At 62.0% G+C, this 21,734-nt stretch carries 16 protein-coding genes and 1 pseudogene; 5 read left to right on the forward strand and 12 right to left on the reverse strand.

Annotated features, from left to right (window positions below; translation table 11 throughout):
• Positions 1-296: 296 nt before the first annotated feature.
• Entirely contained in the window at positions 297-1,700 is a 1,404-nt protein-coding gene (locus tag HU736_RS03300) for a purine-cytosine permease family protein (RefSeq protein ID WP_186698427.1), read from the forward strand.
• A gap of 37 nt (positions 1,701-1,737) precedes the next feature.
• Here the strand turns inward: HU736_RS03300 and HU736_RS03305 are convergent, their stop codons facing one another.
• Positions 1,738-3,363 carry a methyl-accepting chemotaxis protein gene (locus HU736_RS03305; RefSeq protein ID WP_103437121.1) on the reverse strand — a complete coding sequence of 542 codons (1,626 nt, stop codon included), beginning with the start codon at positions 3,361-3,363 and terminating at the stop codon, positions 1,738-1,740.
• Positions 3,364-3,596: 233 nt separating this feature from the next.
• Positions 3,597-4,799 carry an NAD(P)/FAD-dependent oxidoreductase gene (locus HU736_RS03310; protein ID WP_186698425.1) on the reverse strand — a complete coding sequence of 401 codons (1,203 nt, stop codon included), beginning with the start codon at positions 4,797-4,799 and terminating at the stop codon, positions 3,597-3,599.
• A 197-nt stretch (positions 4,800-4,996) separates the two neighbouring features.
• Between HU736_RS03310 and HU736_RS03315 the strand changes: the two genes are divergently transcribed.
• Positions 4,997-5,539 carry an RrF2 family transcriptional regulator gene (locus tag HU736_RS03315; RefSeq protein WP_186698422.1) on the forward strand — a complete coding sequence of 181 codons (543 nt, stop codon included), beginning with the start codon at positions 4,997-4,999 and terminating at the stop codon, positions 5,537-5,539.
• 9 nt (positions 5,540-5,548) lie between these two features.
• On the opposite strand, the gene HU736_RS03320 is transcribed toward HU736_RS03315, so the two are convergent.
• Both HU736_RS03320 and argC read right to left on the reverse strand, forming a co-directional pair.
• Entirely contained in the window at positions 5,549-6,235 is a 687-nt protein-coding gene (locus HU736_RS03320) for a GNAT family N-acetyltransferase (protein WP_186698420.1), read from the reverse strand.
• A 78-nt stretch (positions 6,236-6,313) separates the two neighbouring features.
• Complete coding sequence (argC, locus tag HU736_RS03325) at positions 6,314-7,255, reverse strand: N-acetyl-gamma-glutamyl-phosphate reductase (protein ID WP_186698418.1); 942 nt, start codon at positions 7,253-7,255, stop codon at positions 6,314-6,316.
• Positions 7,256-7,394: 139 nt separating this feature from the next.
• On the opposite strand from argC, the gene HU736_RS03330 reads away from it, so the two are divergent.
• Entirely contained in the window at positions 7,395-8,276 is an 882-nt protein-coding gene (locus HU736_RS03330; protein WP_103437126.1) for a LysR family transcriptional regulator, read from the forward strand.
• A gap of 410 nt (positions 8,277-8,686) precedes the next feature.
• On the opposite strand, the gene HU736_RS03335 is transcribed toward HU736_RS03330, so the two are convergent.
• From HU736_RS03335 to pmrG, 3 genes and pseudogenes are all read right to left on the reverse strand, one after another.
• On the reverse strand, positions 8,687-9,361 hold the full coding sequence (locus HU736_RS03335) for a response regulator transcription factor (protein ID WP_101318893.1): 675 nt from the start codon (positions 9,359-9,361) through the stop codon (positions 8,687-8,689).
• Positions 9,358-9,624: pseudogene (locus HU736_RS21730) on the reverse strand (hypothetical protein); the annotation flags it as partial. The gene HU736_RS03335 and the pseudogene HU736_RS21730, both read right to left, overlap by 4 nt.
• A gap of 114 nt (positions 9,625-9,738) precedes the next feature.
• Positions 9,739-10,299 carry a lipopolysaccharide core heptose(II)-phosphate phosphatase PmrG gene (pmrG, locus tag HU736_RS03345; protein ID WP_367615279.1) on the reverse strand — a complete coding sequence of 187 codons (561 nt, stop codon included), beginning with the start codon at positions 10,297-10,299 and terminating at the stop codon, positions 9,739-9,741.
• 176 nt (positions 10,300-10,475) lie between these two features.
• Between pmrG and HU736_RS03350 the strand changes: the two genes are divergently transcribed.
• Positions 10,476-11,411 carry a 5'-nucleotidase gene (locus HU736_RS03350; RefSeq protein WP_186698414.1) on the forward strand — a complete coding sequence of 312 codons (936 nt, stop codon included), beginning with the start codon at positions 10,476-10,478 and terminating at the stop codon, positions 11,409-11,411.
• Between the two features lie 3 nt (positions 11,412-11,414).
• On the opposite strand, the gene HU736_RS03355 is transcribed toward HU736_RS03350, so the two are convergent.
• The 3 genes from HU736_RS03355 to HU736_RS03365 all read right to left on the reverse strand — a co-directional run bounded on the left by HU736_RS03355 (position 11,415) and on the right by HU736_RS03365 (position 14,824).
• Entirely contained in the window at positions 11,415-12,065 is a 651-nt protein-coding gene (locus tag HU736_RS03355; protein WP_103437129.1) for a TIGR04211 family SH3 domain-containing protein, read from the reverse strand.
• Between the two features lie 223 nt (positions 12,066-12,288).
• Positions 12,289-13,662: a nucleotide 5'-monophosphate nucleosidase PpnN gene (ppnN, locus tag HU736_RS03360; RefSeq protein ID WP_103437130.1), complete on the reverse strand. Its 1,374-nt coding sequence runs from the start codon at positions 13,660-13,662 to the stop codon at positions 12,289-12,291.
• A 100-nt stretch (positions 13,663-13,762) separates the two neighbouring features.
• Positions 13,763-14,824 (reverse strand): YeiH family protein, encoded by a 1,062-nt coding sequence (locus HU736_RS03365; protein WP_186698412.1) that lies wholly within the window; start codon positions 14,822-14,824, stop codon positions 13,763-13,765.
• A gap of 115 nt (positions 14,825-14,939) precedes the next feature.
• Here HU736_RS03365 and HU736_RS03370 point away from each other — a divergent pair, with 115 nt between their 5' ends.
• Entirely contained in the window at positions 14,940-15,857 is a 918-nt protein-coding gene (locus tag HU736_RS03370; RefSeq protein WP_186698410.1) for a LysR substrate-binding domain-containing protein, read from the forward strand.
• Here HU736_RS03370 and HU736_RS03375 read toward each other — a convergent pair.
• The gene (locus HU736_RS03375; RefSeq protein ID WP_186698407.1) at positions 15,851-19,687 is read right to left on the reverse strand and encodes a bifunctional nitrate reductase/sulfite reductase flavoprotein subunit alpha; all 3,837 of its coding nucleotides are present in this window, start codon (positions 19,685-19,687) and stop codon (positions 15,851-15,853) included. The genes HU736_RS03370 and HU736_RS03375 overlap by 7 nt on opposite strands.
• Before the next feature lie 378 nt (positions 19,688-20,065).
• Positions 20,066-21,688, reverse strand: coding sequence for a PAS domain-containing sensor histidine kinase (locus tag HU736_RS03380; RefSeq protein ID WP_225912965.1), 1,623 nt, complete (start codon positions 21,686-21,688; stop codon positions 20,066-20,068).
• Positions 21,689-21,734: the final 46 nt, after the last annotated feature.

The raw sequence follows: 21,734 nt of genomic DNA on the forward strand, positions 1-21,734 counted from the left end.
GAGCGGTGGTCCGCTTTTTATCGTTGATGTGTCTGATGGTATACCGTAATACTCGTTTTGCAAGCGCTAATTACGCATCTGAAAAAAACACGATGAAAGGCGACAACCCTTTGAATACGCGGTCTTGCAGCCAATTTAGATTGGCCTGGAAGGTTGCTGAACCGGATCAGTTACTGCTTTTTAGGGCGGCGCAGTGTTGTCAAAAGCTTGGAATACCATAATATGGTCCGCAGCTGAGAGGCCGCCATGAGCGGTTTCCTACAACGATAAAAACGACCCTTTCGAGCTGAATTCCTATGTCCCAATCGTCGTCGCAGCACCAGTTTGTCGAGAATCACACGGTCGATTACGTTCCACCAGCAGAGCGCCACGGGAAGGCGCGCGACCTGTTCACCCTCTGGTTCAGCACCAACATCGCGCCGCTGCCCATCGTCACCGGCGCCATGGTGGTCCAGGTTTTTCATCTGAATCTGCTGTGGGGGTTGATTGCCATCGCTCTAGGGCACTTGCTCGGCGGGGTGGTTATTGCCCTGGCCTCGGCGCAGGGGCCGCAACTGGGCATTCCGCAAATGGTCCAGAGCCGTGGCCAGTTCGGCCGCTATGGCGCTCTGCTGATCGTGTTCTTCACCGCGCTTATCTATGTTGGCTTCTTCATCTCCAACATCGTGCTGGCCGGCAAATCGATCCATGGCATTGCCCCCAGCGTACCGATGCCGACGGCAATCGTGATCGGCGCCCTCAGCGCGACGGCGATCGGCGTGATCGGCTACCGCTTCATTCATAGCCTCAACCGCATCGGCACCTGGGTGATGGGTTCGGCGCTGCTGGCCGGTTTCATCATGATGTTCGTCCAGGACCTGCCCGCCGACTTCTTCAGCCGCGGCAGCTTCAACTTGTCCGGCTTCATCGCCACTGTTTCGCTGGGCACCATCTGGCAGATCAGTTTCTCGCCCTACACCTCTGATTACTCGCGCTATCTGCCGCGCGAAATCGGCATCGCCAAGCCGTTCTGGGCGACCTATTTCGGTGCCACCCTGGGGACCATCCTGTGCTTCAGTTTTGGCGCGATTGCGGTGCTGTGCGTGCCGGAAGGCACTGATGCCATGGCGGCGGTGGAACAAGCCACTGGCTGGTTGGGGCCGATCCTGATGGTGCTGTTCCTGCTCAATATCATCAGCCACAACGCCCTCAATCTGTACGGCGCGGTGCTGTCGATCGTGACCGCGATTCAGACCTTCGCGGCGCAGTGGACTCCCAGCATCAAGGTGCGGGTGATCCTCGCTACAGTGATTCTGCTCGGTTGTGGGATGGTTGCGCTGAACGCGTCGGCTGACTTCATCGGCCAATTCATCGGGTTGATCCTGGCACTGCTGCTGGTGCTGGTGCCGTGGGCATCGATCAACCTCATCGATTTCTACCTGATCAAAAAAGGCGTGTACGACATCGCCTCGATATTCAGTGCGGATGGCGGCATCTACGGGCGCTTCAATCACCACGCGATCATTGCCTACGCCTGCGGCATTCTGGTGCAGCTGCCGTTTGCCAATACTGCGCTGTATGTCGGGCCGTACTCGAATCTGGTCGAGGGCGCAGATTTGTCGTGGTTGTTTGGCTTGTTGGTGACCTGCCCGCTGTATTACTGCCTGGCCACACGTGGCCAGACCCAGCGGGCTGGCAAGCCGCTACGCATCAATCCCTGATAGACAACGGGGGCTGCCCGGCAGCCCCCTTGTGCTGTCAAAGCTTGAACTGCGCCACCATCCCGTTCAGGTCCACTGCCAGGCGCGACAGATCCTGCGCCGCAGCGCTGGTCTGGTTGGCGCCCGCCGAGGTCTGCATCGACAGATCGCGGATGTTGACCAAGTTGCGGTCCACCTCTCGCGCCACCTGCGCCTGTTCTTCGGAAGCGCTGGCGATGACCAGGTTGCGCTGGTTGATCGAGGCAATCGCTTCAGCAATTACCTCCAACGCTTCGCCGGCTGACTGGGCCACTTCCAAGGTGCCGTTGGCGCGGCTGCGGCTGCTGTGCATGGCTGTCACGGCGCGTTCGGTGCCGTTCTGGATACCGGCAATCATCTGTTCGATTTCAGCGGTGGACTCCTGAGTGCGGTGGGCGAGGGCGCGCACCTCGTCGGCGACCACGGCAAAACCGCGGCCAGCTTCGCCAGCGCGGGCGGCTTCGATTGCCGCATTGAGGGCCAGCAGGTTGGTCTGCCCGGCGATGGCGCCGATCACGTCCAGCACGCGGCTGATTTCGTTGGCACTGGTGGCCAGTTGTTCGATTTCAGTTGAAGTGCCGCTGACGTCGTCGACCAGATGCTGGATCGAGCTGAGTGCCTGATTGACCTGATCGCGACCGTCACGGGTGCTCTGGTCGGCGCCTTTGGAGGCATCGGCAGTGGTCACGGCGTTGTTGGCGACTTCTTCGACGGCGGCAGTCATCTGGTTGACCGCAGTGGCTGCCTGGTCAATTTCGGCACTTTGCTGATGCAGGCCGCGGCTGGTGTCTTCGGTCACGCTGTGCAGCTCTTCGGAGGCCGAGGCCAACTGGTCGGATGAGGCAGAGATCTTGCGCAGGGTATCGCGCAGGCTGCTCTGCATCCGCGCCAGGGCAGCGAGCAGCAGGGCTGGCTCGTCCTGGCCTTGTACACGGATGTCCTGGGTAAGATCGTTGGTGGCGACGCGTTCTGCCACTGCGACGGCATCAGCCAAGGGCACGACGATGCTGCGGGTGAGCAGGATCGCGATGGCCACCAGTGCACCGAGGATGATCAACAGCGACACGACGATCACCGAAAACGCCTCGTCGGCCACATCGCTGCTGCGCTGGGAGGCCGCTTCGGCGCCATTGCTGTTGTAATCGAGCAGAGCGCCCAAGGCTTTCATCATCACATCGGCGGACTGCGCCATGGCGCCAGTCAATAAAGCATTGGCCTCGTCAGCCTTGCCAGCCACTATCAAGCCGAGTACCTGCTTCTGCTGATCCAGATACTGGCGTTCGGCGGCGGTGAAGGTATTGAACAGGGCGCGATCATCAGCAGCGACGATGGTTGCTTCATAGGCCTTGATACCGCTGGCCAGCTGCTGGTTGATGCTGTCGATCAGGGCCATGCTGCTTTGGCGGGCACTTGCCTGTGTTTCCAGTGCGGTGCGCAAGGTAATGGCGCGGGCGCGGCCCAGATTGGTGCCGACGTCGCTCAAGGCAACCATGGCCGGGATCCAGGTATTGCGGATCTCATCGGTAGACCTGTCCATCTGGCGGGTTTCGTACAGTGAGAGTAAGCCCATGACCAATACCAGCACGCCCAGCAGGGTAAACACACTGGCGGCGCGAGTGCCGATCTTCATATTCCGTAATTGCATGGGAAGCTCCTTGACGATGGCTGGCAGGCGTCAAGAGCTGGTTCGGCGAAGCCGCGTCACCTGATAGGCGCCGGGCTCTCGATGCGCTGCGAAAGGGTGAGGTTGTTCCTCGATCGTGCTGATTGTTTTTTTCGATGATGCCACAGTGCCACTATTATTGACCAGTCATTCAATGTAACTACAACTTACGACAGTTCCGTCATTTTCTGACGAAACTGTCAGTTTTAATGCGCTCAGACGATAGCAATCGCGGGGTCGGCGGCAGCCAGCGCCGTGGCCCTGTCTGCGGCTGGCGGGTAGATCCATTGTGTGTTGATTTGCCGTTTGACTGCCTTACCTTCCTCACCTTGCAGTTTCAGCTCACGCTCCCAACCTTCGCTGAAGGTCGCGCCCCACGCGCCGAGGTCGAGGCAGGTGACGTATTTGGGCTGGCGATAGACCACGGGCGTCAGCGCGAGCAGATCAGCTGCGGCGTTGTTACCGGCATGGCGGCCCATCGGAATGGCGTGCTGGCAGGTCATCAGCGCATGGTTGCCGAGGTCGTCGACGGCCGCCCAGGCGACGTCGCCGGTGGCATAGATGTGTGCCTGACCTTTGACCTTGAGATGCTCGTCTACTCGCAGCCGGCCCTGGCCGTCGCGCTCGCCGGGGATTTGTGCGGTCAACGGGCTGGCCTGCACGCCGACGGTCCAGATCACCGTCTTGCTGGCGATGTAGTCGCCGTTATCCAGCGTGACGCCGCCACTGTCGACTGCCACCACCGAGGTGCCGGGCAACCATTCCACGCCGGCTTGCTTGCAGGCGGCGACGATTGAGGGAGTGATCCCGGCGCCTAGTGCCGCGCCGATCTGTGCGCTGCGGTCGACCACCACTACGCGCAAGCGGGTATCGGCGCCGAGAATGGCCCGCAAACGCTCGGGCATTTCGGTGGCCGTTTCGATGCCGGTGAAACCGCCGCCACACACCACCACAGTGTTGCGCGCAGGGGATCCCGGCAGCGCGGCGAGCGCGTGCAGATGCTGTTCAAGGCGCACGGCCGATTCCAGTTGGTCGACATCAAAGGTGTGCTCGGCCAGGCCGGCAATGTTCGGGCGCGCCACCTGGCTGCCGGCGGCGAGGATCAGGCGACGATAGCTGATCCGTTGGTTGTTGCCAGCGCCGTCTTCATAGCTGACCTGGCGTCCATCCGGGTCGATCGCCAGGGCGTGACCCTCGATGAACTTCACCCCAACCGCATCGAACAAGGCGGTCAGAGGCGCCTGCAGGGTATGTGCTTGGGCCTCGTAAAGGCGTGGGCGGATGCGCATCTGCGGCTGTGGGGCGAGGACGCTGATGCTCAACTCGCCGCGTTGCGCCTGGTCGAGCAAGCGCGCAGCGCTGAGTGCGCTCCACACGCCAGCGAAGCCTGCGCCGATGATCAGGATGTCGGTTTTCATGGGATTGCTCCGGGTGATTGAGAGGGACGAAACACCATCGAGCACAATCCTGTTGCCGCTCGAATAACTACGACTCTATTGGTCGTAGTTATAAATCTCAAGCGTTTTGTTGATTGCGATCAGCGTCGAACCAGCCGGTCTTTGCCTGCAGGCGGCCACAGGCGTACCATTTACGACTAATCCAGTCGGAGATCGATATGTCGCTTTACAGCGCCGGGGTTGAATACGGCATCCATTGCCTGCTGCTGTTGCTCGATGAGCAGGGCGAGAGCCGCGAAGCCAGCGTGCGTGATCTGGCCGAGCTGCAGGGGGTGCCTCAGGAATACCTGGCCAAGGTCTTCACCAAGCTGGCTCGCGCCGGCCTGGTGGCGGCCACCGAAGGCGTGCGCGGCGGGTTTCGCCTGGCGCGGCCGGCGGCCGAGATCAGCGTGTTGGACATCGCCACTGCGATTGACGGGGCGAAGAAGATTTTCGATTGCCGCGAAATCCGCGAGCGCTGCGCGCTGTTCGAGGGTTCGCCACCGGCCTGGGCGACCGAAGGCACCTGCGCAATCCACGCGGTGATGATCAGCGCGCAGAAACGCATGGAAGAGACCCTGGCCCAGCAGAGCATCCTTGATCTGGGGCAGCGCTTCGGGCGCAAGGCGCCGGCGCAGTTTGGCGAACAGCTCAACGACTGGATGAGCGATCGCCGCGAGGGCAAGGGCAGCGCCGGCGATATCCCTGTGACCGAGGTTTGAGCGGGGCGGTCAATGCACCGCTTGGCGCTGCCTGACGCAGGCCTGGGCCTGTAGCGCCAGTTCGTCAAGGCGCTCATCGCGGCGCTGTTCGGCTTCGATCATGGCGTCTTCGCCTTGCTGCTTGAGTAGGTAGGCATGGATCTGGCGCACTTCCAGCGTTTCATAGATCGGGGCGATATCCAGAGTGCCGATCAGCGCGCCGCTGGCGTGGCCGGTGCTGCTCATCAGCACTTGCGGGCCACGTGCCGCGACCACCTGCATGCCCATTTCTTCAAACCAGGGCACCAGCCCTGCAAAGGCATTCAGTTCGACACAGCTGTAGCGTGACTGCAGGTCAGCCAGCAGGGCGCGAGCGATACCCTGGCGACGGTGGCTGGGCAGCACCACAATGAACGCCAGCGAGCAGGCCTGCGGGTTGTCCTGAGCGGGCAGAGCGAGCGCGAAACCCAGTAGTTGATCAGGCGCGTCGGCATCCAGCGCGAGCAACAACTGCACGGCCAGCCCATGTGTGCCGTCCATGGCTTGCAGGTACTGATGCACCTCAAGGCCTACACCGTATTGATAGAGCGGGTAGAGGGGATTGTCACTGCTGATGGCGACACTACTCAGCTCGCCGACATGGTCGATCACCAGCTGGCGGATCTGGTTCTGGAAGGATTCGGGCGGCACGCTGTCGAGGCGGCTGAGAATGAACATTGCAGGCAAAGCTCCGGCTGGCAAAAACACCCCGCGTCAACGGCAACGCGGGGTGACAGTCTACCCGGTTTTGCCGGTTCAGCTGTGCTCGGCGAGCGCCGCCAGCATCAGGTCAAGGTTTTGTACCGCCGCGCCCGAGGCGCCTTTGCCCAGGTTGTCGAATACCGCAGTGAGCACAACCTGGCCGTGCTCCGGGTTGGCGAACAGCGCCAGGCGCAGATCATTGCTGTCATTGAGCGCCTCTGGGTCCAGTGCTACAGCCGGCCCATGCTGGTGCAATGGCATCAACTGGACGTGACGGGCGCCTTGATAATGCTCCTGCAGGCAAGCTTGCAGATGCTCGGCATTCACCCCGGCAGGCAACAGCCGCAATTGCAGCGGGATACTTAGCACGATGCCCTGGCGATAATCGCCATAGCCTGGAAGAAACACCGGCCGCGCGCTGAGCCCAGCATGCTGCTGGATCTCCGGCACATGCTTGTGGGCCAGATCAAGGCCATACAGCTGCAGCGTAGGAATGCGCTCTGCGCGTGGCTGTTCATGGCGCTCGACCGCGGCCCGGCCGCCGCCGGAGTAGCCTGAGATGGCATGTACCGTCAGTGGATAGTCGGTGGGCAGCAGCCCGGCCTCGATCAGTGGCCGCAACAGGGCAATGGCCCCGGTTGGATAGCAGCCAGGGTTGCTCACGCGCTTGGCCTGGGCGATGCGCTCAGGCTGCTGCGCATCCAGTTCCGGCAGGCCATAGACCCAGCCTGCAGCTGTGCGGTGGGCGGAGCTGGCGTCGATGACCCGCACCGCAGGGTTGCTGATCGCCGCTACCGCTTCAATGGCAGCGGCATCTGGCAGGCACAGCAGGGCAATATCGGCGCTGTTGATCGCCTCAGCGCGGCGCTGCGGATCCTTGCGCTCGGCTTCGGCCAGGGTCAGTAGGCGCAAATCATTTCGCCCGTGCAGGCGGGCGTGGATCTGCAGGCCGGTGGTACCTTGGTCGCCGTCGATAAAGACCAGGGGAGTGCGCATGGGGCGATGTCCGTGTAATAAGGAAGATGGCCTATGCTCGCTCACGACTGGACGAATGGAAATTTGCATTTCATGATGGTCATGTTCAGAAATCCTGAATCAGGGAGCGCTTACGTGTCAGTCCATTTGCATCCAGCCCATGCGTGAAATCAGCCTCGACCGTTTGCGCACTCTGGTGGTGATTGCCGACCTTGGCTCGTTCGCTGAAGCTGCTCGCCAGCTCAACCTGGCGCCGCCGACCATCAGCCTGCACGTCGCCGAGTTGGAGGCGCGGGTAGGGGCGCCGCTGCTCAGCCGGACCCGTGGTCAGGTGCGCCCGACGGCCATCGGCGAGACGCTGCTGGTGCGGTCGCGAAAGCTGCTGGCAGACGCCGAACTGGCACTGGAGGAGGTGCGTCGACAGGTGCAGGGCTTGACTGGACGGGTGCGGCTGGGCGCGTCGACTGGCGCCATCGCCCATCTGTTGCCGCAGGCGCTGGAGATGCTGCGGGTCGAGCATCCGGGGATTGATGTGCAGGTGCAGGTGTTGACTTCGCAGGCTTCGTTGGCGGGGCTGCGCGAGGGGCGGTTGGATATTGCTTTGGTGGCACTGCCGCAGGTGGCTGGCAAAGGCGTGCAGATTACGCCTTGGCGGCGGGATCCGATCATGGCCTATGTGCCCAGTGAATGGCGCCCGCCTGCGCGGGTGACGCCGGCGTGGCTGGCTCAGCGGGCGTTGATTCTCAACGACAGCAGTACTCAGTTGTCGCGGGTGATTGCGCAGTGGTTTGGGGCGGCGGGGTTGTTTCCTGAGCCGCGCATCGAGCTGAATTTCAATGATGCGATCAAGAGCTTGGTCGGCGCTGGGTATGGTGCGACGCTGTTGCCGCAGGAGGGCGAGGTGGCGGCGCTGGATCCGCGGGTGAGTCGGCGGCCGTTGCGGCCGGGGTTGTGGCGGCAGTTGGGGATTGCTTGCAGGGTTGGTGAGATGGAGCTTGCTACTGGGTATGTGCTGGCGGCGTTGGAGGGGTTGCGGCAGTGATTTTAGTCGAGCATTTGGCGGTGATTGACGGAATTGGGGTTTTATCCGGTTGATATGTTGGACGTTCTGGCCCCTTTCGCCTTCACGGCGAGTCCCTTTTGGTCTTGGCCAAAAGGAACCAAAAGCCGCTCGCTCCCACATACGGCCCCTGCGCTGCGCTCCGGGGTTCCCTCACTCCGGCATTGCTCCCGGGAGGACCGCGCTGTACGGGCCATCCTGGCCCGCAGCGCTTGACGGCCATCCATGGCCGTCACCTCCCTCCGCAATGCCTGCGTTCGGCCTTCTGAGGTCGCTGGTAGATCAAAATCAAGATCAAGATCAACAGCAGATCAAGATCAACGGCATGCTTTGCTGCGCTGGCGCAGAGCAGAGTAGGGTCGTGGTGGCTTCTGGGGCTGCTTTGCAGCCCCTCAATACTTCTCGCAGAGTTGGTAACCCAGCCCATGCACCGTGTGCAGTAACGGGCTGTCGAATTGTTTGTCGATGATGCTGCGCAGGATATGGATGTTGCTGCGCAGGTTGTCGCCCTGCGGGGCGTCACGGCCCCAGATGGTTTCTTCGAGCTCGCTGCGCCGGACCAGGTTGGGGCTCTTTTGCATGAGCACCTCAAGCAGTTTGCGGCTGGTTGGCTTGAGCTTGAGCACCGTGCCGGCTCGGGTTACCTCGAGGGTGTCCAGGTCGAACTGCAGGTCGGCTACTACCAGCTTGCGACTGGCGCGCTGCTGGCGTCGAGCGACCACTGACTGCACCCGGGCCAGCACTTCGGACATGGCGAACGGCTTGACGATGTAATCGTCTGCACCGACCTTGAACCCGGTCAGGCGATCACTCAGCTCATCGCGTGCGCTGAGCATGACAATCGCCACCTGCGAGCGCGAATGCTCACGCAGGCTGTGGCAGATCTGATTGCCGTCGATGCCCGGCAACATGATGTCGAGGATGATGGCGTCAAAGTTGTTCGACGCCGCCAGATGCAGGCCGGTCAGGCCGTCCAGCGCGCCGGTGACCTCGTGGCCCCTGAGCTGGAGAAACTCGACCAGATTGTCGTGAATATCGCGGTGGTCCTCGATAACCAGAATTCTCATTGCTGTCCCTTGTGTTTGAAGCGCATCAACCGCGTGTCGATAACTCTTGAAGCCATATGCCAACCGCTCAGAGCTGGCAAACGTGCAGGCCTCGGCGTCGGAGTCAGTGCAGGCCAGCCCTGCAAGGCTGGCCGGCCATAGCAGCACAGGGCCGTCAGCCAGGTCGTCAACCAGACAAAGATCCCGGCCCAGAGCATATATGACATGAAGTGCCAACCTTGCAGCACCCGTGTGGTGCCATAGATCAAACCTAGCAAGACAATGATCGACTGATCGAGGCTGGTCAGGTCGAACAGCACAAAGACCAGCGCCGCCAGCAACAGTGGCAGGCCCAGATTGATCAGATAGAAACGGGTGCGTGGTGACGGCTGCATGGCTCAACTACCTCTCTTGGCAATCAACCTGGGCCATTGCTCGGCGTTGGTCTGGCCGAGAATGTGGGGTTTGCCGTGGCCGTCGACAGCCACGAACAGCGCGCTGGCATAGGCGCTGGAACGCTGCCCGCCAGGCACATGCAGTTGCCGCTCGAGCTGATCGATGCAGCCACTGCGGGTAACGAGGGCCAGATTCTGGCCCGGCTGCTTGTGGCTCAGCGCGACATCGGCGAAGTGGCCATCACAGTCATTGAGCCACTGCTGCGTGGCGAGCGGTTTGTCGAAGATCAATTGCGCCGTTTGCCGCGTGCGCAGCTCCGTGCTGCTGAGCAATGCGGTGTTGGCCAGGCCCAGCCTCTGCAGGCCTTCACCGACGCCGCCAGCTGCCTGGCTGCCGGCCACCGTGATACCTGTTGGGTCGTTCAAGCAGACATTGCTGGAGCGGTCACAGCGCTCGGCATGGCGGATAAGGACCAGCACCGAGCCCTCGGCCCAGGCCATGCGCGGTAGGCGCCGGGCGCAACCGGCTGAACCGGAGTACTGCTTGAAGACCGCTTGTTGCACGTTCGATGCTCCCGACATTCTCAATGGTGGCAATTTAGGGGTCCGGCTGTTGGGGTCGGGTGAAGCAAATGTGAAAAATACCTTCAACTGGCGGCGCTGCCGAAATCTCTTGCAAAGCAGCGTGGGCAACGCCACCGTCAGGCTTTCACTGGGCGTAAAAGGGGCAAGGATCGGCAATGGCTTATGAAGTGGACGATCGCCTGGTCATCGGCGTGGCATCGAGCGCGGTGTTTGACTTGAGTGAATCAGACGCGGTATTTCGCCGCGAAGGCGAGGCGCAGTACCGCGACTATCAGCAGCAGCACCTGCACGCGCCGCTGGCGCGGGGGATTGCGTACCCGTTCATCAAGCGCTTGCTGGCGCTCAATGACCTGTGTGATGACCCGCAGGATCCGCTGGTTGAGGTGGTCTTGCTGTCACAGAACGATCCGGATACCGGCCTGCGCGTGATGAAGACCATCGAGCACTACGGCCTGAACATGACCCGGGCGATCTTCATGCAGGGGCGCTCGCCTTATGAGTACATCCCTGCGCTGAACATCGCCCTGTTCTTGTCGGCCGACAAGGCTCACGTTGATGCGGCGATCAAGGCGGGTTATCCGGCCGGGCAGGTGCTCGATTCACAGTTCGACGATGACGAGGACGATGATGGCCTGCGCATTGCGTTCGACTTCGACGGGGTGCTGGCAGGTGACGAGTCGGAGACGGTGATGCAGCGCGATGGCCTGACCGGCTTTCATGCCCATGAGGTCAGCAACGTGACCCAGCCGCACAACCCCGGGCCGTTGAAGGAGTTCTTTGTACGCATTTCCAGCATCCAGGCCGCCGAAGAGCGTTACAAGCTGGCGCATCCCGGTTACGAGAACCGCCTGCGCGTATCGATTGTCACCGCGCGCAATGCGCCTTCCCATGAACGCGCGCTCAATACCCTGAAGAGCTGGGGGGTGATGGCCAACGACGCGTTCTTTCTTGGCGGTATCGAGAAGCGCCGGGTGCTGCAGGTGCTCAAGCCGCATATCTTCTTCGATGACCAGTCTGGCCATCTCAACAGTACGCGCACTGTTGCGCCGTCAGTGCACGTACCGTTCGGCATTACCAACCAGCCGCTGTGAACCTCAGAACCAGCGGTCGTTGCGTTTGCGACCGCGGGTCAGTGCCGGCAGGATCAGCCCCAACAGCAGGCCGGCACCGGCAATGCTGCCGCCGTAAACCATATAGCGCATCATCACCTGCTTGTTCTCGTCCCCCAGTTGCGCCTGGGCATCGCGCAGGGCGGACTGGGCTTGGTCGAGTTGCTGGGTCAGGTCTTTGTTGCGTACTTCCAGTTCGTCAGCCAGCGTCTTGCGCGAGTCTAGGGTCTCCTGCATGCCCTGCACGCGGGCCTTCCAGCTGTCGTCGATGGTTTTCAGCTGCTCGGACAGTTGCGTGACCTTACCGTCCAGCTCTGGCAGGCGTTCGGCCTGACCCGGTACTGCCTGCAGGTCGCTGTTGAGGATCCACACCAGGTCGCCGTTCTGGCCGCGGATCTGGCTGTAGTTGCCCTGGGTGTCGACCAGGCTGACCTTCTCGCCAGCCTTGAGGCTGCCAACGATGCGGTGGCCATTGGTCGGGCCACTGCGCACATAGGTGCTCAGGCTGTCACTGACCCAGCGCGCATCGCTACTCGGCTGTTCGGCCTGAACCGGCGCGGCGAGGGCGATCAGGCAAGCGAGCAGGCTGCCACGCAGGGCAGGACGGACGGGCAGGGCGGGGCGGGAATCGGGCATGATTATCTTCGCTGCTACTGGACAAAAGTAGGCCCGATGACTGGGCCGATGAAAGGGTCGGTGACTTGACCGTCAGCCAAAGACCGTTTTTTTGTCAGCAGGTTCACCACCTGGCGTGGGAAATGTCAGCTAAGTGTTGCGGAATTGTTCAGGGCTGATGATGGCAGGCGTACTGGCCCGATTGCATGAAAATGCCATCGAGCCAGCTCGTTCAATCACGCTTTCAGGTCACGACCTGGTAACACGGCACATAGGCTGCGCCGCCAGGTAGCTTCATCCGGTGCTGGTCAACGAAAGCCTGCAGCAAGCGCCCCAGTGGGTCCAGCACAGCACTGTCACCGCGGATCTGATACGGGCCGTGTTGCTCGATCAGGCGGATGCCATTGTCCTTGACGTTGCCCGCGACAATCCCGGAAAACGCTCGGCGCAGGTTGGCCGCCAGTTCGTGCGGCGGCAGATCGCGGCGCAGTTCAAGGTTGGCCATATTGACGTGGGTCGGGTCGAACGGGCGCTGGAAGCCCTCTTCAATCTTCAGCAGCCAGTTGAAGTGGAAGGCATCGTTGCGCTCGCGGCGGAACTGCTTGACCGCCTTGAGCCCCTCGACCATCTGCCGCGCGACCTCGGCCGGATCATCGATGATGATCTGGTAATGCGCTTGCGCCGCTTCACCCAGGGTGGCGCCGACAAATGCATGCAACTGCTGCAGATAAGCTTCGGCGCTGCGCGGCCCGGTCAGTACCACCGGGAATGGCAGGCCTTCGTTGTCCGGGTGCATCAGGATGCCGAGGAGGTACAGGAACTCTTCGGCCGTGCCGGCGCCACCCGGGAAGATGATGATGCCGTGACCAACCCGGACGAAGGCTTCCAGGCGCTTCTCGATGTCGGGCAGGATCACCAGCTCGTTGACGATCGGGTTCGGCGCCTCGGCGGCGATGATGCCCGGCTCGGTCAGGCCCAGATAGCGGCTGCCGTGCATACGCTGTTTGGCGTGGGCGATGGTGGCGCCCTTCATCGGCCCCTTCATCACGCCCGGGCCGCAGCCGGTGCAGATATCCAGCTTGCGCAGGCCCAGCTCGTGGCCGACCTTCTTGGTGTACTGGTATTCCTCGCTGCTGATCGAGTGGCCGCCCCAGCACACGACCATCTTCGGCTCGACGCCCGGGCGCAAGGTGCGCGCGTTGCGCAGCAAGTGGAAGACGTAATCGGTGATGCCCTGGGAGCTTTCCAGGTCGATGCGCTGGCTGGCCAGTTCGCTCTCGGTGTAGACGATGTCGCGCAGGGCGCTGAACAGCATTTCGCGTGTGCTGGCGATCATCTCGCCATCGACGAAGGCATCGGCCGGGGCGTTCAGCAGTTCGAGGCGCACGCCGCGGTCCTGCTGATGGATGCGTACTTCGAAGTCCTTGTAGGCTTCGAGAATGGTCTTGGCGTTGTCGACATGGGCGCCGGTGTTGAGGATCGCCAGGGCGCATTGACGGAACAGGGTGTAAAGGCTGCCGCTACCGGCTTCGCTCAGTTGCTGAACTTCACGTTGCGACAGCGTTTCGAGGCTGCCTTTGGGGCTGACGGATGCATTGATTACATTGCGTTGGGGCATCTAAGTCTTTCCTGTGCATGTAAAACTCCTACTTGGACACCACCATACCGACAAATGTGCGCCGCAACGAGAGGGCTGTTGAAAATCCCTCGTTAGCTGCTCAGCCGAACAGCCGTTGCACGGCCAAGGTGATGCCCAGGCCGCCGCATACCAGCCACAGATTGAGAATCGCCCCGGTCGCCAGTGCCCGTGGACCGGCCTGACGAATCTGGCTGAATTTGCTCTCCATGCCCAAGGCGGTCATGGCCATGGTCAAGGCGAAGGTATCGAACTGATTGACCGCGCTCACGACGCTGGTGGGCAGCACCTGCAGCGAGTTGACCAGCACCAGTGCGAGGAAGCCAAAGGCGAACCACGGCACGTTGATCCTGCCGTTGCCCTGCGCCTGGCCAGCCTGGCGCGAGCGGCTGATCCACAGGCCCACCACTAGCAACACCGGTACCAGCAGCATGACCCGGGTCATCTTGACGATGGTGGCGATATGCGTGGCTTCCGGGCTGACGTTGCTCGCCGCGCCGACCACCTGGGCTACCTCATGCAGGGTGCCGCCAAAAAACAGACCAACGCCGAGCGTGTCCAGGCCCAGCCAGCCGCTGTTGACCAGCACTGGGTAGAGCAGCATCGACAGCGTGCCGAACAGCACCACGCTGCCAACCGCCATGGCGCTCTTGTGCGGCTGCGAGCGCAAGGCCGATTCAAACGCCAGCACTGCGGCTGCACCGCAGATGGCGCTGCCGGCGGCGGTCAGCAGAGCGGTGTCGCGGTCCAGCTTGAATAGCTTGATGCCGACCCACAGGCCGAGCAGCAAGGTGCTCACCACGATTGCCAGCGACACGGTCAGGCCTGACCAGCCGACCTGGGCGATCTCCTGCAGACTGACCCGTAGGCCGAACAAGGCCACGGCGATGCGTAGCAGATTGCGTGCACTGAAGTTGATACCGCTGGCCCAGCCGGCGGGTATGCCCTGGCGCAGCAAGTTGCCGTACAACGCGCCGGCAAGGATGCCGACAATCAGCGGGCTGATGCCCAGGCTGGCAAAGGCGGGCAGTGCTGCCAATTGCGTCACTGCCAGGGCGAACAGGGCGACAAACAAGATGCCGTTGAACCGCCCACGGGTGTCGTGAGTAGGCGTATGCGAGTGTGTAACGGGAGCCGTAGCCATCATGCATCCTCCGGTCGAGGTAGCGTTTAGATAGGTCCACGTTAATTCAGTTATAAGCTTATAAAAAATCGTGATTCAGGATGGAAAATATCCGCCTAGCTGATACTTTGTGCAGATGACCCCTGAACAGCTTATAACCTTCGCTACCGTTGCTGAACACGGCAACATCAGCCACGCGGCGCTGGCCCTGCACCTGTCGCAGCCTGCCGTATCCGGGCAGTTAAAGCTGCTGCAAGAAGAATTCGGCGAGCCGCTTTATCAGCGTGCCGGCCGTGGCGTGCGCCTGACTGCAGCAGGCGAGCAATTGCTCGGCCACGCGAAACGGCTGCGCGATACCTTCGTCCAGGCCAAAGCGCTGAAGGACGCGCTGCGCGGGCTGGAGCGCGGCACCTTGCGCATCGGCGCCAGCACGACCCCAGCGAGTTACCTGCTGCCGTACCTGATTGCCGATTTTCGCCAGCGCTATCCCCAGGTGCTGGTGACGACGATCAATGGCAATACCGCCGACATCGTCGCCTCGTTGGGATCGCTGGATATCGCCCTGATTGAAGGCCCGCCCGGTCCTGACTTGCCCGTGGGCACAGGGGTTACACCGTGGCACGATGACGAGATCGTCGCCATCGTGCCCAGCCAGCACCCGCTCGCCGCAGTTGAACACGGGCAGACCCTGCAAGCGTTGGGCGCCTATCCACTGGTGCTGCGCGAAAGCGGTTCGGGCGTACGCCAGTTGGTCGAGCGAGCATTTGCTCGCAGCGGGATGGCGATGCGGGTGGGCCTGGAGATAGCCGGTGTGGAAGGTGTCAAGGAAGCAGTGCGGGCGGGGATGGGCATTGGTTTTGTCTCGTCGATGTCGATGCGCCACGAGGACGCAGCGCTGCGGCGCCTGCGGGTTGCCCCGGAGGCGTTGACGCGGCGCTTCTCGATCCTGATGCCGCATGCCGACACGCCGTCGCGGGTGGCGGCGCGGTTTCTTGAGCTCTGTACTGCGCCCGCTTGCGAGCCGGGGCAGGGCGTTGGCCTGTCGAATCAGTAGACATCGCGCAGGTAGCGTCTCTGCTCGCTCAACTGGCGCCAGTAATCAGCGGCAGCGTCGGATTCCAGGCCACCATGACATTGCGCAACCTGGCGCAGGGCATAATCGACGTCCTTGGCCATGCGGCTGGCATCGCCACAGATATACAACTGCGCGCCTTCTTGCAGCCAGCGCCAGAGCTCGGCGCCTTGCTCCAGAATGCGGTCCTGAACATAGATTTTCTGCGCCTGGTCGCGGGAAAATGCCAGGCTCAAATGGGTGAGCAGGCCATCGCGCTGCATGGCTTGCAGCTCTTCGCGGTAATAAAAATCACTGGCCGCGTGCTGCTCGCCGAAGAACAACCAGTTGCGGCCTGGATCACCCCGCGCCTGGCGCTCCTGCAAAAAGCCCCGGAATGGCGCCACGCCAGTGCCCGGGCCGATCATGATCATCGGCACCGAGCCATCCACCGGTGGGCGAAAGTGCTTCGATTGCTGGAGGAAAACCGGCACCTCGGCGTATTCTGCGCGGTCGGCAAGAAAGGTCGAAGACACGCCCTTGCGCTTGCCGTAGCGCACGGCTGCAACCGTGAGATCGACTGCACAGGGATTGACCTTGGGGCTGGAGGCGATCGAGTACAGGCGCGGTTGCAGGCGTTTGAATGTGCCAAGCAACTCGCTGGCGCCGCAGTCGATCGGGTAGGCATGGAGCACGTCTGCCAGCTGGCGGCCCCACAGCCACTCATTCAGCTCCGCTTTGCGCTCGCTGCTGAGCAACTGCTTGAGTTCCGGGTTACCGCTGCGTTCGGCGATCAATGCCAGCGCCTCGCGGCTGGGGCGGGCGATTTCGAAGTGTTCGCTCAGTGCCTGGCCTAACGGAACGTCACCAAGCTTGTCGAGGCTGACCGGCGTGTCCGCAGCCAGGCCGGTCAGCTCGAGCACTTCGCCGACAAGTTCCGGGCAGTTGCGTGGCCACACGCCCAGTGCGTCTCCCGCCTCATAGACCAGGCCTGAATCTTCCAGGGCGAAGGAAAACAAGCGGGTGTCCTTGCTCGCACCCGGCTGATTCAAGCGAACATTGCTCAACAGGCGTGAGGCATAAGGCTTGGCTTTGCTAGGCGTCGCGCTGGCTGCTGGGTCCTCAATCAGCGCTGTCGGCGCAATATCGAGTGCCTGCTGCAACTGCGACAACCAGTTCTCGGCCTGTGCTTCGTAATCGCTATCGCAGTCGACTCGCTCAATCAGGCAGGTCGCGCCCAAGGCTTGCAGGCGATGATCGAGCTGCTTGCCGTGGTTGCAGAATTGGTCGTAACTGCTGTCACCAAGTGCCAACACGGCATACCGCAGTGACTCCAGCGGTACCTGCTGAGCATTCAATGCACTCCAGAAGCGCTCGCCGTTGTCGGGGGGGTCGCCGTCACCAAAGGTGCTGCTGATCAAGGCAAGGGTCTGCGTGCTGGCCAGCTTGCTCGCGGGAAAGTCCGCCATCGCACACAGCTGCACGTTGACCCCTGCGTCGCGCAAGCGCTTGGCGTAGCGCTCAGCCAGGGCTTCGGCATTGCCGGTCTGCGAAGCCCACAGCAGCGTCACGCGGCCTGGCAAGGCAGCGTCTTCCTCGGCCCCCATGGTGAGGTCTTCGTGAGCAGGGCTGGCGGTGAGTGCGGGAGCGCTCGCCGTATCCAGCCACTGGTGGTCGATCAGCTCGACCCGTTGCAGCGCAACCGCACAGCACTTGAATTCGGGTTGCAGCGAAATCGGGTCGACAGCGTCGTTGGTCACGGCATTGATCGCCAGGTTGTCGCCAAACACATCGTTCCAGTGAAAAGGTGCAAAGCAATTACCCGGCAGGATCCGTTCGGTGATCACCGCTGGCAATACGGCGCGACCGCGTCGCGAGCGTATTTCCACGGCGTCTTTGGCCTTGATGCCAAGCATGGCGGCATCCTGCGGGTGGATCTCGATAAACGGCCCAGGATTGAGCTTGTTCAGCGTGGCCAACTTGCCGGTCTTGGTCAGGGTGTGCCATTGGTGCTGCACGCGTCCGGTGTTGAGCAGCAATGGGAAGGGTTGGTCGGGCATTTCAGCGGGTGGCAGATGCGGGCGCGGCAGAAACACGGCCTTGCCATGCTCGGTCGGAAAGACGATGGCAGGTCTGCTGCCGTCTTCTGCCAGTGCAAGCGACTGGCTGACGCCGTCGTTGAGGTAGCGGACCGGATTGCGCGTCTGGCCAGCGTCCGCAGCGCACGGCCACTGCAGCGGTTGTTCGCGTAGGCGGGCGTAGGTCGCCCCACGAATGTCATAGCCGCTCTTGGGGTTCCAGGCGCGCTTGATCTCTTCAAATATCTCGGCTGCGCTGCTGTAGCTGAAGGCATCGGCAAAACCCATCTCGCAAGCCACCCTGGCAATGATCTGCCAGTCGGGCAGGGTTTCACCGGGTGCCTGCACGGCTTGCTGCATCAGGGTCAGGTTGCGTTCGGAGTTGATCATTACCCCTTCGGCCTCAGCCCATAGCGCGCCGGGAAGGAGGATATCGGCGTAGCGATTGGTCTCGGTGTCGAGGAAGGCGTCCTGAGTGATCACCAGCTCAGCCTGTTGCAAGCCATCGATGACCTGCTGGCGGTTGGGCACCGATGCCACCGGGTTGGTGCAGATGATCCAGCAGGCCTTGATCTGGCCACTGCGCATATGCTCGAACATCGCCACAGTGCCGCCGCCCACGTCCTGCCGCAGGCTGCCGCGCGGGATCGCCCATAGGTCTTCGATGAACTGCCGGTCGGCCTCGACCAGCACCGAGCGCTGGCCGGGCAGGCCGGGGCCCATGTAACCCATCTCGCGCCCCCCCATGGCATTCGGTTGCCCGGTCAGGGAGAACGGCCCGCTGCCCGGGCGGCAGATGGCGCCGGTGGCCAGATGCAGGTTGCACAGCGCGTTGGTGTTCCAGGTGCCGTGGGTGCTCTGGTTGAGGCCCATGGTCCAGCAGCTCATCCATTCGCCGGCTTCACCGATCCAGGCTGCAGCCTGATGAAGGTCGGCCTCAGGGATACCCGTGATGCGCGCGACCTGGTCCGGCGGGTAATCTTCGAGAAACGCCGGCATGGCCTCCCAGCCCGCAGTGAACGCGGCGATGAACGCCGGATCGGTGTGGCCGTTTTTCACCAGCAGGTGCAGCAGGCCGTTGAGCAGGGCCAGGTCGGTGCCGGGCTTGATTTGTAAAAACAACCCGGCTTTGTCTGCCGTGGCAGTGCGGCGAGGGTCGACGACGATCAGCCTGGCTCCGGCCTTGACCCGATCCATCATGCGCAGGAACAGAACTGGATGGCAGTCAGCCATGTTGGCGCCGATCACGAAAAACAGCTCGGCCTTGTCGAAGTCCTGATACGAGCCCGGCGGCCCGTCCGCGCCCAGCGATAACTTGTAGCCGCTGCCGGCGCTGGCCATGCACAGGCGCGAGTTGGACTCCAGGTTGCTGGTGCGGACAAAACCCTTGGCCAGCTTGTTGACCAGATACTGCGCCTCCAGCGACATCTGCCCGGAGACATAGAACGCCAGTGCATCGGGGCCGTGCTGTTCGAGGATGGCGCGCAGGCGCCGGGCGGTCTCGCTGATGGCGGTGTCCATGGCGATCCGCACCGGGTCCTGATTGCGCTGCTGGCGCAGGTAGGCGTTTTCCATCCGGCCAGAATCAGCGATGGCCTGGCCACAGGTGGTGCCCTTGGTGCAGAGCCTGCCGAAGTTGCTCGGATGCGCCTTGTCGCCGCTGACCTTGACCACGCGGTTGTGCTCGACCTGCATGACGATGCCGCAGCCTACGCCACAGTAGGGACACACGCTGCGTACAGTTTTGCTTGCCATCTTCGCCCCTTGAATCTCTGCCCGCCGCAGCGGTTCAGAAACAAAAAAAGCGCCATGAGACACTCCGTCGAAACGGGGTCTACACGGCGCCTTTGTCGTATTAGGTGCAGTCTTCGTTGACTACGCAGGTGAGCTAGCAAACAGCGGGCCATAACCTGCCCGACACCGCCCCGACCCGCGCTGGCGGGCAACTCTATTGGACGCTGTTCACTTACGTTGCACTCAGAATTTGCACGGGAGGGTAGGGCGCACCAGTTCAGCGCACAGCGCTGGCATGGCTCGTTCACCGATGCAACGCGCGGTTCAGGGCCTTGATCAGGTCGCGTTGTCTTCTACCAGCAGCACCTGGGCGTCGTTTACTGCCAATGGCACTGCCATCTATTGTTGCGAAGGGGGCGGCGGGGTTACTACGGGCAGCGCGATCCTCATCGTCGTGCCCTTCCCCAGCTCGCTCTCGACGCTGACCTGGCCACCGGACTGATTGACGAAACCATACACTTGGGACAGCCCCAGGCCAGTGCCTTTGCCGACGGCTTTGGTGGTGAAGAAAGGTTCGAACAACCTTTCAAGGTTGGCCGCATCGATGCCCTGCCCTTGGTCAGTAACGCTGATGATCACAGTCGGCGCACTGGCTGGCGAAGAAAGCGCAGGTGCGGCACTCACCGCCAGCGTTATGTCGCCCGCGCCCTGCATTGCATCGCTGGCATTGATTACCAGGTTGACCAGCGCCGTCTCGAATTGATTTGGATCGGTGTTGACGTAGTGGTCTTGCTCTGGAAGTGACAGCTCGATACGGATGTTTGTCCCGACCATGCTGCGCAGCATCTCGGCAATTTGCTGCACGCGCTGCGCCGCCAGAAAGGTTTCCGGCTTCAATGTCTGGCGGCGGGCGAAGGCCAGCAATTGCCCGGTGAGTTTGGTCGCTCGGTCTGTAGTTTCCAGGATCAGATCAATGAAACGGTGTTGCTTGTCGCCCGCTCCGGGATTGCGCCGCAGCAGCTCTGCCGCGTTGCGGATGATGGTGAGAATGTTGTTGAAGTCATGGGCCACGGCACCGGTTAGCTGGCCGATGGCTTCAAGCTTCTGCATCTGCCACAGTTGCGCCTCGGCGGCGAGCAGGTCGCGTGAGCGCGCTTGCACCTCAACTTCCAGCAGTTCGTTGAAGTTACGCAGTTGGTCTTCTGCGTCATGCCGGTCATGCACGTCGATGGAAGTGCCGTACCAGCGCAGGATCTGCCCTGAATGCGGCTCTCGATAGGGCGTAGCGCGGACCATGAACCAGCGGTAGGTGCCGTTTTGCCCGCAGAGGCGATGTTCGGTCCTGAAGTCCTGCCCGCTCGCCCGGGCCAGTGCGAAATCTTGCACTGTTTTGCCAACGTCCTCAGGGTGAAGACCAGCATGCGTCATCAGCCCGTTACCCGCCCCATCGACGGCCGCGCCGAAATATTCCTGCCAGCGGTTGTTGACGAACACCAGACTGCCTTGTGCATCACATACCCACGCCAGCTGCGGCATGGTGTTGGCCAGAATCTCGAAGGCCGCTTCGCTCTCATCGAGCCGTGCCTGGGTGCGGTGGCGCTCGGTCAGGTCGCTGGCTGCACCAAACCACTCGATGAGCTCGCCGGACTGGTCAAAAATAGGCACCGCTCTGGAATGGGTCCATCCAAAACTGCCGTCGGCGAGCAACACTCGATGCTCCAGTTCGAACACGGATTGAGTGCGGATCGCTTGCTCGACCGCCGCCAACACCTGGATGCGGTCTTCGTCTGGAATGTATTTCTCGATCCAGCTCCGGCATGGCTCAGCGGTCTCTTCGAAAAAGCCCTGACCGGTCAACTCATGCATCTGAGTCCAGTCGGGACTCATGCGGTAGATGGTGGTACCGGTGGCCCTGACCAGTGCGCGGAAGCGCAACTCGCTGTCATGCACGGTGCTGCTGCTTCCTGTTGCGGACAGCGGCGGCCTGGCGCGTTCAGTTCGAAGTGTTGGTCGATGTTCCATGAGCTGTCCCTGAGCTGGAAGTTGCCATGCAGACCCGGTCGGATCG

This window comes from Pseudomonas shirazensis, from assembly GCF_014268785.2.
Classification (GTDB): Bacteria; Pseudomonadota; Gammaproteobacteria; order Pseudomonadales; family Pseudomonadaceae; genus Aquipseudomonas; species Aquipseudomonas shirazensis.